At 69.4% G+C, this 15,350-nt stretch carries 19 protein-coding genes; 11 read left to right on the top strand and 8 right to left on the bottom strand.

Annotation, left to right across the window (positions count from 1 at the left end; all coding sequences use genetic code 11):
- Positions 1-50: 50 nt before the first annotated feature.
- The 3 genes from QMG86_RS05925 (at position 51) to QMG86_RS05915 (ending at position 2,203) form a co-directional block, all read left to right on the top strand.
- On the top strand, positions 51-962 hold the full coding sequence (locus tag QMG86_RS05925) for an oxygenase MpaB family protein (protein WP_281878149.1): 912 nt from the start codon (positions 51-53) through the stop codon (positions 960-962).
- A gap of 367 nt (positions 963-1,329) precedes the next feature.
- Positions 1,330-1,743: an arsenate reductase ArsC gene (locus QMG86_RS05920; protein WP_281878148.1), complete on the top strand. Its 414-nt coding sequence runs from the start codon at positions 1,330-1,332 to the stop codon at positions 1,741-1,743.
- 55 nt (positions 1,744-1,798) lie between these two features.
- Positions 1,799-2,203, top strand: coding sequence for a VOC family protein (locus tag QMG86_RS05915; RefSeq protein ID WP_281878147.1), 405 nt, complete (start codon positions 1,799-1,801; stop codon positions 2,201-2,203).
- 28 nt (positions 2,204-2,231) lie between these two features.
- On the opposite strand, the gene QMG86_RS05910 is transcribed toward QMG86_RS05915, so the two are convergent.
- Entirely contained in the window at positions 2,232-2,939 is a 708-nt protein-coding gene (locus tag QMG86_RS05910; RefSeq protein ID WP_281878146.1) for a helix-turn-helix domain-containing protein, read from the bottom strand.
- Positions 2,940-2,989: 50 nt separating this feature from the next.
- On the opposite strand from QMG86_RS05910, the gene QMG86_RS05905 reads away from it, so the two are divergent.
- Positions 2,990-3,124 carry a hypothetical protein gene (locus QMG86_RS05905; protein ID WP_281878145.1) on the top strand — a complete coding sequence of 45 codons (135 nt, stop codon included), beginning with the start codon at positions 2,990-2,992 and terminating at the stop codon, positions 3,122-3,124.
- A 21-nt stretch (positions 3,125-3,145) separates the two neighbouring features.
- On the opposite strand, the gene QMG86_RS05900 is transcribed toward QMG86_RS05905, so the two are convergent.
- On the bottom strand, positions 3,146-3,502 hold the full coding sequence (locus QMG86_RS05900) for a hypothetical protein (RefSeq protein ID WP_281878144.1): 357 nt from the start codon (positions 3,500-3,502) through the stop codon (positions 3,146-3,148).
- Between the two features lie 820 nt (positions 3,503-4,322).
- Between QMG86_RS05900 and QMG86_RS05895 the strand changes: the two genes are divergently transcribed.
- From QMG86_RS05895 to QMG86_RS05885, 3 genes are all read left to right on the top strand, one after another.
- The gene (locus QMG86_RS05895; protein WP_281878143.1) at positions 4,323-5,717 is read left to right on the top strand and encodes a bifunctional lysylphosphatidylglycerol flippase/synthetase MprF; all 1,395 of its coding nucleotides are present in this window, start codon (positions 4,323-4,325) and stop codon (positions 5,715-5,717) included.
- A 29-nt stretch (positions 5,718-5,746) separates the two neighbouring features.
- Positions 5,747-6,706, top strand: a complete 960-nt coding sequence (locus tag QMG86_RS05890; protein ID WP_281878142.1) for a threonine/serine dehydratase — start codon at positions 5,747-5,749, stop codon at positions 6,704-6,706.
- Positions 6,707-6,790: 84 nt separating this feature from the next.
- On the top strand, positions 6,791-7,339 hold the full coding sequence (locus QMG86_RS05885) for a thioredoxin family protein (protein WP_281878141.1): 549 nt from the start codon (positions 6,791-6,793) through the stop codon (positions 7,337-7,339).
- Here QMG86_RS05885 and QMG86_RS05880 read toward each other — a convergent pair.
- A complete protein-coding gene (locus QMG86_RS05880; protein WP_281880799.1) occupies positions 7,320-8,111 on the bottom strand; it encodes a DJ-1/PfpI family protein in 792 nt (263 codons plus the stop codon). The two genes, QMG86_RS05885 and QMG86_RS05880, sit on opposite strands and share 20 nt — an antisense overlap.
- A 139-nt stretch (positions 8,112-8,250) precedes the next feature.
- Between QMG86_RS05880 and QMG86_RS05875 the strand changes: the two genes are divergently transcribed.
- Together QMG86_RS05875 and QMG86_RS05870 are read left to right on the top strand one after the other, a co-directional pair.
- Positions 8,251-8,766 carry an ester cyclase gene (locus tag QMG86_RS05875; protein ID WP_281878140.1) on the top strand — a complete coding sequence of 172 codons (516 nt, stop codon included), beginning with the start codon at positions 8,251-8,253 and terminating at the stop codon, positions 8,764-8,766.
- Between the two features lie 69 nt (positions 8,767-8,835).
- Positions 8,836-9,756, top strand: coding sequence for a hypothetical protein (locus QMG86_RS05870; RefSeq protein ID WP_281878139.1), 921 nt, complete (start codon positions 8,836-8,838; stop codon positions 9,754-9,756).
- Here the strand turns inward: QMG86_RS05870 and QMG86_RS05865 are convergent.
- Positions 9,753-10,934, bottom strand: coding sequence for an MFS transporter (locus QMG86_RS05865; protein ID WP_281878138.1), 1,182 nt, complete (start codon positions 10,932-10,934; stop codon positions 9,753-9,755). The genes QMG86_RS05870 and QMG86_RS05865 overlap by 4 nt on opposite strands.
- Before the next feature lie 95 nt (positions 10,935-11,029).
- On the opposite strand from QMG86_RS05865, the gene QMG86_RS05860 reads away from it, so the two are divergent.
- Positions 11,030-11,470: a MarR family winged helix-turn-helix transcriptional regulator gene (locus QMG86_RS05860; RefSeq protein ID WP_281878137.1), complete on the top strand. Its 441-nt coding sequence runs from the start codon at positions 11,030-11,032 to the stop codon at positions 11,468-11,470.
- A gap of 5 nt (positions 11,471-11,475) precedes the next feature.
- Here QMG86_RS05860 and QMG86_RS05855 read toward each other — a convergent pair whose 3' ends face one another.
- Together QMG86_RS05855 and QMG86_RS05850 are read right to left on the bottom strand one after the other, a co-directional pair.
- Positions 11,476-12,090: a dihydrofolate reductase family protein gene (locus tag QMG86_RS05855; RefSeq protein WP_281878136.1), complete on the bottom strand. Its 615-nt coding sequence runs from the start codon at positions 12,088-12,090 to the stop codon at positions 11,476-11,478.
- A 93-nt stretch (positions 12,091-12,183) separates the two neighbouring features.
- On the bottom strand, positions 12,184-13,146 hold the full coding sequence (locus QMG86_RS05850) for a GlxA family transcriptional regulator (protein ID WP_281878135.1): 963 nt from the start codon (positions 13,144-13,146) through the stop codon (positions 12,184-12,186).
- Positions 13,147-13,299: 153 nt separating this feature from the next.
- On the opposite strand from QMG86_RS05850, the gene QMG86_RS05845 reads away from it, so the two are divergent.
- Positions 13,300-13,755, top strand: coding sequence for a hypothetical protein (locus QMG86_RS05845; RefSeq protein WP_281878134.1), 456 nt, complete (start codon positions 13,300-13,302; stop codon positions 13,753-13,755).
- Between the two features lie 3 nt (positions 13,756-13,758).
- Here the strand turns inward: QMG86_RS05845 and QMG86_RS05840 are convergent, their stop codons facing one another.
- Positions 13,759-14,664 (bottom strand): universal stress protein, encoded by a 906-nt coding sequence (locus tag QMG86_RS05840; RefSeq protein ID WP_281878133.1) that lies wholly within the window; start codon positions 14,662-14,664, stop codon positions 13,759-13,761.
- Between the two features lie 83 nt (positions 14,665-14,747).
- On the bottom strand, positions 14,748-15,140 hold the full coding sequence (locus QMG86_RS05835) for a hypothetical protein (protein WP_281878132.1): 393 nt from the start codon (positions 15,138-15,140) through the stop codon (positions 14,748-14,750).
- Between the last annotated feature and the right edge of the window lie 210 nt (positions 15,141-15,350).

Raw genomic sequence — 15,350 nt, 5'->3', positions numbered from 1 at the left:
TAGTGTTATCATCTCATTGTATTGAGTTCGGCCGATCAAGGGAGATCACGATGACCGCGTCCGTCGCACGCGAATCCACCGGCGCGCGCACGCTGCCGCCTCGCCGCCCGATCGAACCGGGCACGCAGATGTGGGAACAGACCGGGCTGGTCACCTTCTCCCTCACGGCGGGTTCGGCCTTCCTGCTGCAGACCATGGAGCCGACCATCTCCGCCGTGGTGGACGAGTACTCCACCTTCCGCACCGATCCGATGGGCCGCGCCATGCGCAGCCTGGCATCGGTGATGATGTGGGTCTACGGCGGCGAGGAGGCGCTCGCCGAAGCCGACCGGCTGCGCGAGTTGCACGCGTCGCTGAACACCACCGACGCCAACGGCGTGCGGCACACCGCGCTGTCCAGCGCTCCGTGGGCCTGGGTGCTGCACACCGGGACGTTCGCCTTCACCGAGAGCGCCAAGTACTTTGCCAAGCGCCCGCTCACCGCGGCGGACAAGGAGGCGTATTTCCAGGAGACCCTGCAGCTGCTGCGCAACTTCTCGGTGGCGCCCAAGGAGATCCCCGCGAACTACACCGAGTTCGAGAAGTTCTTCGACGACACCGTCGCCAACCACCTGGTCGCCACCGACACCGCGCGCGACTACCTGCGGGTGATCCGCTCCGTCGCTCCGCCGAAGCAACTGCCGCGCGCGCTGCATCCCGTCTGGAAGGCGGCGGTGGCGCCGATCGGCCGGCTGCAGTACTTCGTGACGGTCGGCACCACGCCCGAGGTCGCGCGGCAGAAGCTCGGGCTGACCTGGACCGCGGCGGACGAACGCAAACTGCGCGTGCTCGGCTGGCTGATCGCGCGACTGGTCCCGCTGCTGCCGGAGCGGTTGCGCTACTTCCCGATCGCCTACGAAGCGCGCCGCCTCGAACGCGACCGGCAGCGGCTGCGCAAGATGATCGACCTGCGTCCGATCTGATCCCGCCCGGGAATCCGTTCCCCCGGCGCACCGGATCCACCTTCGCCGACGCGTACCCGTACCCCGGTCGACCCACGTCGACCGGGGTACCGGTGTTTGCAGGCCCGACACTCCGGCGCTACCGTCCAGTCCGCTCCGGCGCTCCGGCGTCCGAGGACGCCGCGGAAGCTGTGCGGTAACGGATTCGGGCCGCTGACCTGCGAGCGCCGCACCCGCGCGCACGCTCGAGCACCGCGCGCCGTAACGATTCACGGCGCGCTGGTATACGTATCTCGTACGCTGCGAAAGCGTTTCGCTAACAACAGCCGGACGGCCGGTCCGGTGGCCAGCACACTATGCTCCACCTTGCACATCGAAAGGCGTTCCCATGTCCCACAAGCCCAGTGTGCTGTTCGTCTGCGAGCACAACGCGGGCCGCTCGCAAATGGCTGCCGGGTTCCTCACCGCCCTCGCGGGTGAACGGTTCGACGTACGGTCGGCGGGCAGCGCGCCGGCCGAGACCCTGAACACCACGGTGGTGGACGCCATGGCCGAAATCGGCATCGACATCTCCGGCCATACCCCCAAGCCGCTCACCATGGACGCGATCGGCATCTCCGACGTGGTGGTCACCATGGGCGCGGGCGACGCCTGCCCGTTCTTCCCCGGCATCAGCTACCGCGACTGGATGCTGCCCGATCCCGCGGACCAGACCATCGACGTGGTCCGCACCATCCGCGACCGCATCCGCATCCTGGTCGAGAACCTGATCGCCGAACTGGTGCCCGCGCCCGCGCGCTAGGCGCTTGTCCGATTCGTTCAAGACGGTCCACCACGCCCCTGCCTACGCTGCCGGTATGACACCACAATTCGACGTCGTCGGCATCGTCGTCAGCGATATGGCCGCCGCGGTGGCCTTCTACCGCCGCCTCGGACTGAACTTTCCGGAAGGGGCGGAACAGGAAGGACACGCCGAGGCCGCCCTGCCCAACGGCATGCGGCTCACGCTGGACACCGAAGCGGTCATCCGGTCGTTCCACGCCGATTGGACGCCCCCGACCGGTGGGGGCCGGATCGGGCTCGCCTTCCGCTGCGCCGATCCCGCGGAGGTCGACACCGTCTACGCCGAACTGGTGGACGCCGGATACCACGGCGAGCTGAAGCCGTGGGACGCGTTCTGGGGGCAGCGCTACGCGGCGGTGCAGGACCCGGACGGCAACGGCGTCGACCTGTACGCCGCTCTTCCGTCCACGAGCGAGTAGCGGCACCGCGCCATCGACGGTCGGCGCGCTAGGGCCGGGCGAGCAACTCGCCCAGTGGGATTCCCGCCAGCGCGCGCACCTCACGGGAGAGGTGTGCCTGGTCGGCGAAACCGGCCCGCAACGCGGTGTCGGCGAGCGGTACGCCGCGGCGTGCCGTGGCCAGCGCGCGTTGCAGGCGCAGCACCCGCGCCAGGGTTTTCGGGCCGTAGCCGAAGGCGTCCAGACAGCGGCGGCGCAAGGTGCGCTCATTCAGCCCGGCCGCGTCGGCTACCGCCGCCACCGGCCATCCGGCGTCCAGCGCGCCGACCACCTTCCGCAGGAGCGGGTCGGCCGGTTCGGTCTCGGCCGCGCGCCACCGCACGATGTGTTCCAGCACGGCCGCCTGATCGTCGGTGGCCGCGATTCGATCGACCAGCGGCCGGACCACCGCCGAGGGCCACACCTGGGCCAGATCGATCCGCAGGTTGCGCAACTCGCGCGCGGGGACGCCGAGTAAGGCGGGCGCCGTACCGGGAAAGAACCGGATGCCGACATACCGATCACCGGACGACCCACCGGGCTGGTGGGCTCGGGTGTCCGGCCCCGCGACGATCAATCGGCCGTTCATCCAGATCAGATCCATGCAGCCGTCGGGAAGAACCGGCGGTAGCGGGCGCCGGCCGTCGACGGTCTTGGTCCACAACACGGCGCCCTCGTACCGCGACGGCCGCTCGCGGTAGACGGCGGCATCGTCCATGACGCCGACGCTACTCCCGGCGTCCGACGGTACTGCGAGCGCAGCGCTCGGTGCGCGCGAGCAGTTCCATGCTGATCCCGGCCACCGGCGGCCACATCTGGCTGCGCAACCAGCTGACCCGCCTCATGGTGTTGCAGACACTGGCGTCCCGGGTCTACCGGCCGGTCGCGGTGCGCGCCGCCTGAGCCGGGCGCCGGACCGCGGGGTCAGCGCTGCGGTGCGGCGATCGGGACGATCGCACGCGGCACCACACGCAGGTACGGATCTCGCTGGGCCGCGGCGATTTTCGATTCCGGGTCGCGGCAGCCGACGGTGACATCGGTGTTCGGCACGGAGGAGAACGTCCACACCGTCACCCATTCCGTCCCCCCGAACGCGTCGGTCTTCTTGGCGTCCGACGAACGCAGATCTTCATTCCGACCGGAACTATCGGTCACCGTGCAGCGAATGCCGTCGGCGGCCGGGCCCCACGCGGCGGGCGCCCGGATATCGAGGACGACATCGGCGGGTACCGGCACCTTTTTCGCTTCACCCAGCAAAATGCGAATACCGCCGTCGGCCACCTCCTCGTCGCGCGCTCCCGTCGTCGTCGCCGGAGCGCTCGGGGCGGCAGCGGCACTCGTCGAGGTCGCCACCTCGCTCGCCGAGGTGTCGTCGGAACACCCGGCCACGGCGGCGGCGACCAGCGCGATAGTCGCCATCCAGCTCAGTCTCACAGTCGAAACCTCTCGTCGCGCCCACTCCTCAGGCGGTTGGTTCGGATCAGCCAGGCACTGAGCATGGCAACGGGAGACAGGAAAATCTCGGATACACGCCGATCGACTGGCAATTGGACCGCAATTCCAGGAAACAGTCCCACAGAGAAAGCAGGAAGGTTGAATTGCCGACCTTCTCAAGTGGTTCTCGATGGTGCACAGCAATCATGGTGTAGCCGAAGGATTCTTCCTGCGGCGCGGGTGCCGCGCTTCGGGGGTCCGGCCGCCATCGCACCGGTCGCCCACCGCGAGCGGAGCCTCGAGGCCGCTGACCACGCCCGTGACGTTCGCGTCGACCGATCTCGCGCTGCCCGACGGCGTCGCCGACGTTACTGCGCTCGCCCGCACGACGGGCATGGCGGACGGCTCGCATCGCGCACCGCGGCGGCCGTCACCGCGGAACTGTTCGTTCGGCGAAGGAATAAAACAAGATTCATCCGATGTTTGCCCCGTGGGTCACCCTCGTCCGTGGCAGGTCTCGATTCGTGCCGCCCACCGGCTGGTTCGAAAAGGCGTTTCCCCTGGACCGGTGGTGCCGCATAGTGTGTTCGGTAGGCGATCATCTGGAGGGCCACCATGGCGAGACTGTCGTGGGTAACGGAGCGCGAGGGCAGGGCGGAGCCCGGTCGTGCCTGACGGTCAGGAAACCTCCGGCTCCCGTACGCTGCGCGCCGCCTCACTCGGCGGCTACCGCGCGGCCGCCCTCACCACCACGCCGGGTACGCGCGCTGTGCTGGTCAGCGTGGCGCTGCTGATCGCGGTGACCTCGACCTACGAAGCCGACCTGACCGCGCACGAGGGCGCCGCCCACGGCTGGTTGGTGGGGCTCGCACTGTCCGGGGTGTTCGTCGCGCGCGGGCTGCATCTGCGCAGGCCGATCACGCTTCCGCATGCCACCGCCGCGGTGCTGGTGCTGGCCGTCGCGCATCTGACCTACCGCGCCGAGCATCCCGACGCCGGTTTCGTGCTGCTGGCGGCCGCCGGCTTCGTCCTGGTGCTGCCCACAGCCAGCAAACCGCAGCCCGACCAGCTGTACCGGGTGGCCGAGCTGGTCGGCCGCACCGAGGGCGATCCGCTGGCGCCGTTCGCCTTGCACTCGTCCAAGACCTACTTCTTCAACGCGTCGTCGACCGCCGCGATCGGTTACCGCGCTCGCTTCGGCATCGCCGCCGTAGCGGGCGACCCGATCGGCGATCGCGCGGCATTCCCCGAACTGGTCGCGGCGTTCTCCGACTTCGCGGTCAACCGTGGCTGGCGCGTCGCCGTCCTGGGCGCGAGCCGGGAAATGGCCGAGTTGTGGCAGGTGTGGGCACTGGAGCATCGCGGCCTGCACGCGGTGCCGATCGGCCGCGACGTGGTGCTCGACGTGGGCGAGTTCGACCTGGTCGGACGCAAGTTCCGTAATCTGCGCCAAGCCGTGAGCCGGACCAGGAATTTCGGCGTCACCACCGAGGTGGTGTACGAGTCGGCGCTGACCGAGGCGCGGCGCGAGGAGTTGCTGGCCATCGTCGACGAGTGGCGGCGGGGCAGGCAGACTCGCGGCTTCTCGATGATCCTGGACCACCTGCTCGACGGGCGGAATCCGAACATGCTGGTGGTCATCGCCAGCGACGCGGACGGCAATCCCGTCGGCTTCCAGCGCTACGGCATTTCCGGGCGCGGGCGGGAACTCAGCCTGGACGTCCCGTGGCGGCGCAAGGACGCGCCCAACGGCCTGGACGAACGCATGATCATCGATCTGGTGGACTATGCCGCGGCGCACGGCATCCATCGGATTTCGCTCGCCTTCGCCCCGTTCCCGGAACTGTTCGCCGAGAAGGAGAGATCACGCACGGCCACGCTGCTCTACCTGCTGGTGCACCTCGCCGATCCGCTGATCCGGCTGGAATCGCTCTACCGCTTCCTGCGGAAGTTCCACGCGCTGTCGGATCAGCGCTATGCCTTGATCCGCTGGCGCGAAGTGGTGATCGCGGCCGCCGCTCTGCTCACCTTGGAGTTCGTGCCACACCGCCGCGAGCACTGAGCGGCGCGGCACGGTAGACGAGGAACTCGATGGAACTGACTCACAGCGACGTGAAGGCTGCCGCCGAGCGGGTGCGCGGCCTGGTCAGGCCGGTGACCGTGGCGCAGGCCGACCATACGGGCCACCTGTGGTTCGCACTGGAATTCCTGCAGCACACCGGAAGCTTCAAGGCACGCGGTGCGGTGAACTTCTTGCTCGCGCACCGGGAGAACGGCACGCTCCCGGAGGTGGGCGTGACGATCGCCTCGGGCGGCAACGCCGGTCTGGCCTGTGCGTGGGCGGCCCGCAGTCAGGGGATCCCCGCCACGGTGTTTCTGCCGGCCACCGCCCCCCGGGTGAAAGTGGACCGGCTCACCTCCTATGGCGCGGACGTCCGCCTGGTCGGGACGCAGTACGCCGACGCGCTGGCGGCCAGTCGTGAATTCGCCGACGCCACCGGCGCCCTGCTCTCCCACGCTTACGACAACCCGCTCATCGCCGCGGGAGCGGGCACGCTCATGACGGAGATCCACGAGCGGATTCCAGATCTCGGTGCCGTCGTGGTCGCCGTAGGCGGCGGCGGGCTGTTCTCGGGTGTGGCCACCACGGCGGAGCACTACGGCGTCCGGACCGTCGCCGTGGAGCCCGCCCGGTGCCGCGCGCTGCATGCCGCGATCGCGGCCGGAGAGGTCGTGGACGTGGAGGTCGACTCGGTCGCCGCGGACTCGCTCGGCGCCCGGCGTGCGTCGGAGATGGCGCTGACGGCCGCACGGCAGTACGACGTGGAGTCCGTACTGGTCGACGACGCCGCGATCGTCGCGGCGCGCGGCGCCCTGTGGGCGCGGCGGCGGATCGCCGTCGAGCACGGCGCGGCGACCGCCCTCGCGGCGATACTCGGCGACGAGCCCGCGTTCCGGCCCGATCCGGGCCAACGGGTGTGCGTGGTGCTCTGCGGAGCGAACACCGATCCGTCGGATCTGGCCAGCTGGGACGGCCGCCACGCCGACTGACGGCTCATCAGCGTATTTCCGACGAATCGGACGACGCGGGGTTAGGCTCCCGCTGTCCTCTGCGATCCCGACGGAAGGCACACCATGGCGCATACCTCACACATGGTTCCCATCGGCACCCCGCTACCCGACTTCTCTCTTCCCGACCTCGACCAGCGGATCTACTCCCGGGACGACTTCGCGGACGGGCCCGGTCTGCTGGTCGTCTTCGCCTGCAATCACTGCCCCTACGTCAAGCACATCGAGGCGGCGCTCGGCGAACTGGTCGACTCGCTGCCGTCCATGCCGACCGTGGCGATCTGCACCAACGACGCCACCGCCTACCCGGACGACGCCCCCCTGCGGCTGCGCGACCAAGCGATCCGCGCAGGCTGGACCTTCCCCTATCTCGTCGATGAGCAGCAGCACGTCGGGCGGGCCTTCCGCGCCGCGTGCACCCCTGATTTCTTCCTCTACGACGCGGATCTGCGACTCGCCTACCGCGGCGCGTTCGACGAATCCACACCCGGCAACGGGAAGCCGCTGACCGGAGACGACTTGCGCACGGCCGTCGAAGCCGTGCTGGCGGGCGCGCCCGCCCCCGAACCGCACCGGCCGAGCATGGGTTGCTCGATCAAGTGGCGGGACGCCTGAGACCTTTGCCCCGTTCGCGCACGCGACGGATCGCGCTGCGCCACGCCAGCCGCGGCACGGCCGCCGACAGCCTGGCGAACTCCCCGAGATTGCCCGGTTCGAGCACCGTCCTGGCCTGCTGGGCGGTGGCGGCCAGCCGCACGGCACGGGATGCCTTGCCGACATGACCCGCGTCGTACGGCGGTTGCGGGTCGTATTCGATGATCAATTGCGCGGTTTGCGCCTGCTCCGCGCCGAAGATCTCCCCGACCAGCCACAGCGCCAAGTCGATGCCCGCGGAGACCCCCGCGGCCGTGAGGATCTTCCCGTCGCGCACGACTCGCTCGTCCGGGCGAGCGTCCGCTCCGAGTGCCCGTAAGGCCGACTGCGCCAGCCAATGCGTGGTGGCCGGGCGTCCGCGCAACAGTCCGGCCGCGGCCAGCACCAGCGAACCCGTGCACACCGACGTCGTCCACAGGGTGCCGTGATGTGCTCGACGCAGCCAGGCCAAGAGCGCGTCGTCGACGGCGGCCGCCACCGAACCGGGTCCACCGGGGACGAGCACGATGTCGGGCGCGGGCGTCTCGTCGAACGAATGCGTGGCGCCGAGCAGCAGCACACCGCTGTCGGTCGTGATCGGCCCGGGCTCGTGCCAGACGAAGCGGATTTCCACCCCCGGCGCGAATCGCAGCACCTCGTACGGGCCGATCGCGTCGAGCGCGGTCATCCCCGGATAGGTCACGATCGCGATCCGCACCGTCTTGCCCGGTGCGCGCTCCTCGAATCCGGTCATCATCGACCCCGTTCCGGCACTCATGAGTCAAAGCAAGAACTAGCGTTTCATTGTGTCGAACGTGTGTCAATCGCCGCTCCGAGCGCCATGATGGGCGCAGCGAAACAAGCGCCGCTGCGCAACGGCGAAAGGACTATCGGTGACCAACCCAGGGGACCCGGGCGCGGTCGCGCGTCGTTATGTCGAGGCGATCGGCGAGCAGGACTGGCAGACCGCCGCCGACTGCTGGCGGCCCGGTGCCGTCGATGTGTTCGTCGGCGTCGCCGACTTGCGCGCTCCGGAAGAGATCGTGGCCTTCTTCCGCGACGTGCACGCCGCAATTCCCGACTTGGCGGTGGACATCCTCTCGGTCACGGCGCAGGACGACCGCGCCGTGGTGCACTGGCGGATGCGGGGCCGGTTCGACGGCACCGCCAGGCTGATCGGACTGGCGCCGAACGGAAGGCGCCTCGATCTCCTCGGCACCGACGTGTTCGTCGTGCGGGACGGGCTGATCGAGTCGAACACCGCGATCGTCAACGGGCTCGACCTCGCCCGGCAGCTCGCCGTCCTGCCCGCGCAGCACTCGATCGCCGAGCGTGTTCTGTTCGGCCTCGCCAATTCGATTGCGCCACTAGGCAAAGCGATCCGCACGCGAAACCGCCCCGGACGGTGATCCACGCTGCCGAGGCGGCCCCGATGGGGGACACTGTTCCCGACACCGGGGATCGGAAGGGGTGGGACGTTGGCGACGATCGTCCTCGTACACGGCATCGCGCAGGAACAGGAATCGGCCGACACATTGGAGGCGCGCTGGCTGCCCGGCCTCGCGGGGGGCGTCCGCAACCACGGTGCGCCGGAACTCGCGGACCGCTTGTGGCGCAACGGCACTCCCGGCGGCTTGTCCACCCGGATGGCCTTCTACGGCAATCGCTTCCTGGTCGAGGGCGCTCAAGGTACCGGGACCGAACTGGACGAGACCCAGCTCGATCTGATGGAGCAGCTCGCCGCCGAATGGCTCGCGACGGCCGCCGCGCACGCCGGCGACGAGCGTGACCGCGCGACGGCCCGCAGGCTCGGTACTCCGCCACCACCGGACGCGGTGGCGCAGGGAGCCCACGCGCGACTGCGGCCCGCGCTCAACGCGCTGATGCGGTTGCGCTGGTTCGCGCCGTTCGGCTTCGGGTTGGCGCAGAAGTTCGTCATCCGCGCGCTGTCCCAGGTGGCCCGGTACTTCACCGAGGACGAGGTGCGGGAGTACGCCCAGCGGCAGGTGCTCGACCACATCGGTCCCGACACCCGCCTGGTCATCGCGCACTCCCTCGGCAGCGTGGTGGCCTATGAGGCGCTGCACCGCACCGACCAACCGGTGACCTTGCTGACCATGGGCTCGCCGCTCGGTTTGCGCACGGTCGTGTACGACAGGCTGCGACCCCAGCCGAGCAGCGTGCCGAAATCCGTGACGAACTGGCACAACCTGGTCGACGAGGACGACCTCGTGGCGGCCCACCTCGACCTCACTCCGTTCTTTCCGCCGTATCCCGGCAGGGCCGTCGTTCCGGTCACCGAGCAGTATTTCGACAACGGCGCGGCGCCGCACGACTCCACCAATTACCTCATCAAAGCGGTGACCGGGGGCATCGTCGCGAAAGCGCTCGGACATTAGATTTTGTCGAATTCCGCCGGGCGAGAGCACTTCTGCGCGTTCGCTCGAATCCGGCGGTCGCGCCAGAGCAGGTAGGCCGCCAGCGCGACCCCAAGAGCGGTGAGCGCCGCACCGACCGGATAGAGCGACGGCAGACCCGACCCGTCGCCGAGGACCGCGCCGCCGATCCGCCCCGCGCCCGCCGCGGCGAGCTGATAGCCCGACGCGTTCACCGCGACGGCCAGGGTCGGAGCTGCCGTCGCCGCCGCGATCACCCTGGCCTGCATACCCGGGATGATCGCGAAGGCGAGCGCACCGAGCAGGAAGAGCAACGGCACCACGAGGATCCGGACGTCACCGGCCAGTCGCAGCAGCACCAGCACGACGGCGAGCGCGGCCAACAGCGCGGTCACCGAGGGCAGCAACGCCCGGTCTGCGAGCTTGCCGCCGAGCTGGTTGCCGACCACCGCGCCCAGACCGTAGACCAAGAGCAGGACGGGCACCGCGGCCGCGGGAAACCTGCCGACCTCGGTGAGCAGCGGTGCGATATAGGTGAACACCATGACGGCGCCGAGGTTTCCGACGGCGGTGAGCGCCAAGGCCCAGAGCACAGCGCGATCGGTGAACACGCGCAGCTCCCCCGTGATTGATCCCGCCGCCGATCCCGGCATGTCCGGCATGAACCGCAGGACCAGCGGAAGCGCCGCCGCCACGCACAACGCTACGGTCGCGAAAGTCGCTCGCCAGGTGAGATTTTGGCCGATGGCCGCGCCGAGTGGAGTGCCGAGCACGATGCCCAGGTTCATCCCGAGGGCCACCCGCGCCACCGCCGCCGCTTCGAAGCCCGGTTGCGCGGTCGAGACCGCGGTGGCGATCGCGACCGCGAAGAAGGTGGCTACCACGGAGCCCGCGGCGCACCGGGTCGCCACCAGCACAACGTAATTCGGCGCGAGCGCCGAGCCCAGGTTCGCCAGTATCGACACCAGCATCAATCCGATGACCAAAGGCTTGCGCGCCACTCGCGCGGTCAGCACCGTGACCACCGGTCCACCGCCGATCATGCCGACGGCATAGGCCGTCACCAGCGCACCCGCCGCGCCCACCGAGACGCCCAGACCGTCCGCGACCTCGGGCAGGATGCCCGCGATCACGAACTCGCCGGTGGTCAGGCAGAACACCACGAACACGAGAGAGAACACCGAGGACCGCATCCCACGCCTTCCGCATAATTCGAGCTGCAATGATTTGAACTAGAACTATCACAGTTCGAAGCGAAAGCGCTAGACTCGGTGCAATGACGCGGCAGCCGAATCCCGTGGTGGACACCGAACTCGACCGCGACGTCTGCAAGCTGGTGCATCGGTTCACCCACCGGCTCGACGTGCACGTCCGCCGCGTCGCCGAGCAGCTCGGCCTCACCCCGTCGCAGGTGATCGCCCTGCGCGAGTTGTCCGAGCCGATCACCGCCAGGGAGCTGGCGGCGCGGATGTCGTGTGAGCCGTCCAACGCGACCTTCGTGCTGGACCGGCTGGAGCAGCAGGGCTTGGTCCGCCGCGAGCCGCACCCCACCGACCGGCGCGCCAAACAAATCGTGCTGACACCGACCGGCCTGCGACGCCGAGACGACGCCGTGGAATTGCTCGGCGCGAACTCACCCTTGACCTCGCTGACCGAAGCTCAGCAGCAGACCCTGCGCGACCTCTTGCTCACCATGGCCGCGGATTCCCCGAGCTGACCGCCCTACTGGACCCCTTGGGACAGATGGACTTTCGCCTCCTCATAGGTGCCGGTGAGCGCGGCCTCGTCCCGGGTGTAGACCAGATGCAGCACGCCGGTGTCGAAGGTCTCCGAGGACAGCAGGCGCAGCGGGATCGTGGCCGCGCCGTCTTCGAACAGGCGCTCGCCCCTGCCGACCGCGATCGGGTGCACCAGCAGGTGCAGTTCGTCCAACAGCCCGGCGGCCAGCAACTGACGGACGACCGAGACCGAACCGCTCATGCCGATGTCGCCGCCCGGCTGATTCTTCAACGCCGTCACGGCCTCGATCAGGTCGCCGTCGAGCACTTCGGAGTTGCGCCAAGGGAAGTCGCGGCGCTGCCGGGTCACCACGATCTTGCGCGCGTCGCCCAGCTTCTTCGCGAACGCCGAGTCCGGGCCGCCCGCTGCTTCACGCTCCGGCCACGCGCCCGCGAAACCGTCATAAGTCCTGCGGCCGAGCAGCAGGGTGTCGGCGGCGCCGAGCTGGGCGTCGACCGCCGCGCCCATGGCGTCGTCGAAATAGGGGAAATGCCAGTCCTGCGGGTCCTCGATGACGCCGTCGAGGGCGATGAACAGACCGGCGGTGATTTTCCTCATGTGCGTGGCTCCTGGATCGGTGTTCGCGGGTTGTCGCTTGATCCGACGGGGCGACGCGCGAGAACTCATCGGCCGGCCCGGCACGCCCCCGGGCTAGCCGAGCCGACTCGGGCCGGAGCCGTGGAAAGCCGCCCGGTAGCTGTGCGGGCTCGTCCCGACCACTCGCTTGAAGCGGTCGCGGAACGCGGTGGGCGACCCGAAACCGACCTGGCCCGCGATCCGGTCGACCGAGTGGCCGGTGGCTTCGAGCAGATGCTGGGCCTGCCGGATCCGGGCGCGCAGCAGCCACTGCAAGGGGGTGGTCCCGGTGTGCTCGCGAAACCGCCGGTTGAGCGTGCGGGTGCTCATCCCGGCGTGGGCGGCGATGTCGTCGAGGGAGAGATCCCGTGCGGAGTTGTCCTGGATCCACCGCAGCACCGGCTCCAGCGCGGAGCCGCGCGGCGTCGGCGGCAGGTCGTGCACGATGAACTGCGCCTGCCCGCCTTCCCGCTCCAACGGGACGACCGACTTCCTGGCCGCGTCGGCAGCGACCGCCGATCCGTAGTCCCGACGGACCATGTGCAGGCACAGGTCGATCCCGGCCGCGGCACCCGCGGAGGTGAGCAGGGCGCCGTTGTCCACATACAGCACGTCGGGGTCCACCTCGATATCCGGATAGCGAGCCGCGAGTCCGGCGGCGGCGAGCCAATGCGTGGTAGCGCGGTGGCCGTCGAGCAATCCGGTAGCCGCCAGGATGAACGCGCCGGAGCAGATCGACGCGATACGGGTGCCCGCGGCCGCGGCCCGGCGCAGCGCGTCGACCACCTCGTCCGGCACCGGCAGGGTCGGGTCGGCGCAGCCCGGCAGCACGATCGTGTCGGCTTCGCCCAGTGCTTCGAGCCCGCGCGGCGCGTGCATAGTGAACACTCCGGCGTCGACCGTCGGCGTGCCCGCGCAGACCAGCACGCGATAGGCGGGCCTGCCATCGGGGAGACAGGTCCGCCCGAACACCTCCACCGGCGTGGCCAGATCGAACGCGACCACCTGGTCCAACGCCAGGACGACCACGGTGTGCATGGCAATAGAGTAGACATCCGGTCGAATCCAGCCAAGCAGCTATTGCTGGCTGTCCACGACATATCCACAGTTCATCGTCTTGGCTGGAATCAAACGGTATATGGCACTTTCGCCAATTCCGTCGGCCCGCCTCCGTCGTTAGTGTCGACCGCCGTGACGAAGTTCCTGCTCTCGGTCCACGTGCTCGCCGTGATCATCGCCGTCGGCCCGGTGACGGTGGCGGCCAGCATGTTCCCCGCCACCACCCGCCGCGCCCTCGCCGTCCCCGCGACCGGCCACGACCCCGCCGTTCTCGGCACGTTGCATCGCATCTGCCGGGTCTATGCCCTGCTCGGCGTCGTGGTCCCGGCCTTCGGCCTGCTCACCGCGCTGAGCCTGGGCGTGCTCGGAGACGTCTGGCTGGTGGTGTCGATCGGATTGACCGCGGCCGCGGCGGGTGTGCTGGCCCTGCTCGTGCTGCCCGGCCAGCAGAAGATCCTCGCCGACCTGACGGGGACCACCCCGGCGCTGATCCGCCGCCTGGCCATGGACACGGGGGTGTTCAACCTGCTGTGGGCGGCGGTCACCATCCTGATGATCGTCCGGCCGGGCTCTACGACGGGAGCATGACGCTCACTCGGGCAGGTAGCGCACCGCCATCGAGACATCGCGAACGACCATGATCGGGCACGCCACCGACAGCAGCAGTGCCTGACTGGTCGAGCCGAGCAGCATGCCGGCGAAACCGCCCCGGCCCCGGCTGCCGACCACGAGCAGCTGAGCCTGTCCGGAGCGTTCGAGCAGACAGCGTTCGGGCCGGTCGGTCACGATCTCGCGCCGGATCTCGACATCGGGAAAGCGCTCCTGCCATCCGGCGAGACTTTCCGCCAGCACGATCTGCTTCTCGGTATCCACCGCGAGTTCGGCGCTCACGGAAGGCATTTCGACGCCGGTCCAGACGTGCAGGGCCAGCAGCGGCGCACCCCGCGCCGAGGCCTCGTGCAGCGCCGCTTCGATGGCGGGTTCGCTGATCTCCGTGCCGTCCACCCCCACGACGATCAGCCGCTTCCTGGCTTCCGCGGTGAGCGGCGCGCCTTCCCGGACCACGACCATAGGACAGCGGGCGCGCCGTGCCAGTGCGGCACTGACCGATCCCAGCAGAGCGCGCCGCACGGTCCCGCGCTCGCGGGTGCCGACCACCATCATCCGCGCCGCGCCGGTCCGGTCCAGCAGCGCGGGACCCACCGGCTCGTGCACCAGCTCGGTGCTGATCTCGATGTCCCGCAGCGCCCGGACCGCGATCCGCGCCTCCTCGGCCGCGGTGTTCAGCACCCAGCGACCGTGATCCTCCAACCGGGCGTAGTCGGTGCTGGTGAGCGGCTCGGTGACGCCGGGTCCGTAGTCGGCGACCGGATCCAGCACGTGCACGAGGCGCAGCGGCGCCCGATGCTGCGCGGCGGTCTGCGCTCCCCACGCGACCGCCGCCCCCGAACCGGCGGACCCGTCCACACCGACCACGATCGGCCCGTTGCTTCGCATGCCGACTCCCTTCCCTACCGAAAGATCGAGCTCAGCAGCGCCGATTCGACACTACCGGCGCGGTGGTACGGCGAGCTTCGCCATCAACCGCCCTGGACGACGCACGCGTAACCCAGATGGACGCCTTCGCCGACCCGGAGGTCGATACCTGCCACATACGGCGTGTACGGCTCCTGCACCGCACTGACGGTGTGCGGCCCCGGCGTGGCGGGCACCCAGTCGATCAGCGCGACGCCGCCGGAAGGGCGGACCACCCCGAACGGAATACCGTTGTCGTAGAACGTCACCGGTGCGACAGTGTCGGTCACGGTGGCGCGCGCGGTGTAGGTGCAGCCCGTCCCGTAGTTCGTCACCAACCCGAAGTTGATGCCGGGATACATCCCTACCTGGGTCACCGTGGCTCCGGCCGAGACGGCCGAGACGACTGCCGCGCCGGCTCCGATCGCCGCCGCCGAAGCGGCCACTCGTTTTCGCATGCGGTGGTCCTATCGCTCGTGAGTCGCTCTTCGTCGAACGGACGCCGGCCGCGCACCGGCGCGATAACTAGATACTCACTCCCCCGCGGCTTCGACGGGGTGCGAACCGCCGAATCTCGATCGGACCGCCGCCCCGGTCCCGTCCCGGCATCGTCGTACGGCGTCACTGCAGCATCGCTGGACGGCGTGTATTCCCCGGCGAGGCTGCCT

The organism is Nocardia sputorum, from assembly GCF_027924405.1.
Lineage (GTDB): Bacteria > Actinomycetota > Actinomycetes > Mycobacteriales > Mycobacteriaceae > Nocardia > Nocardia sputorum.
The sequence above is the reverse complement of the archived record's forward strand: the minus strand, read 5'-3'. Positions and strand labels throughout refer to the sequence as shown.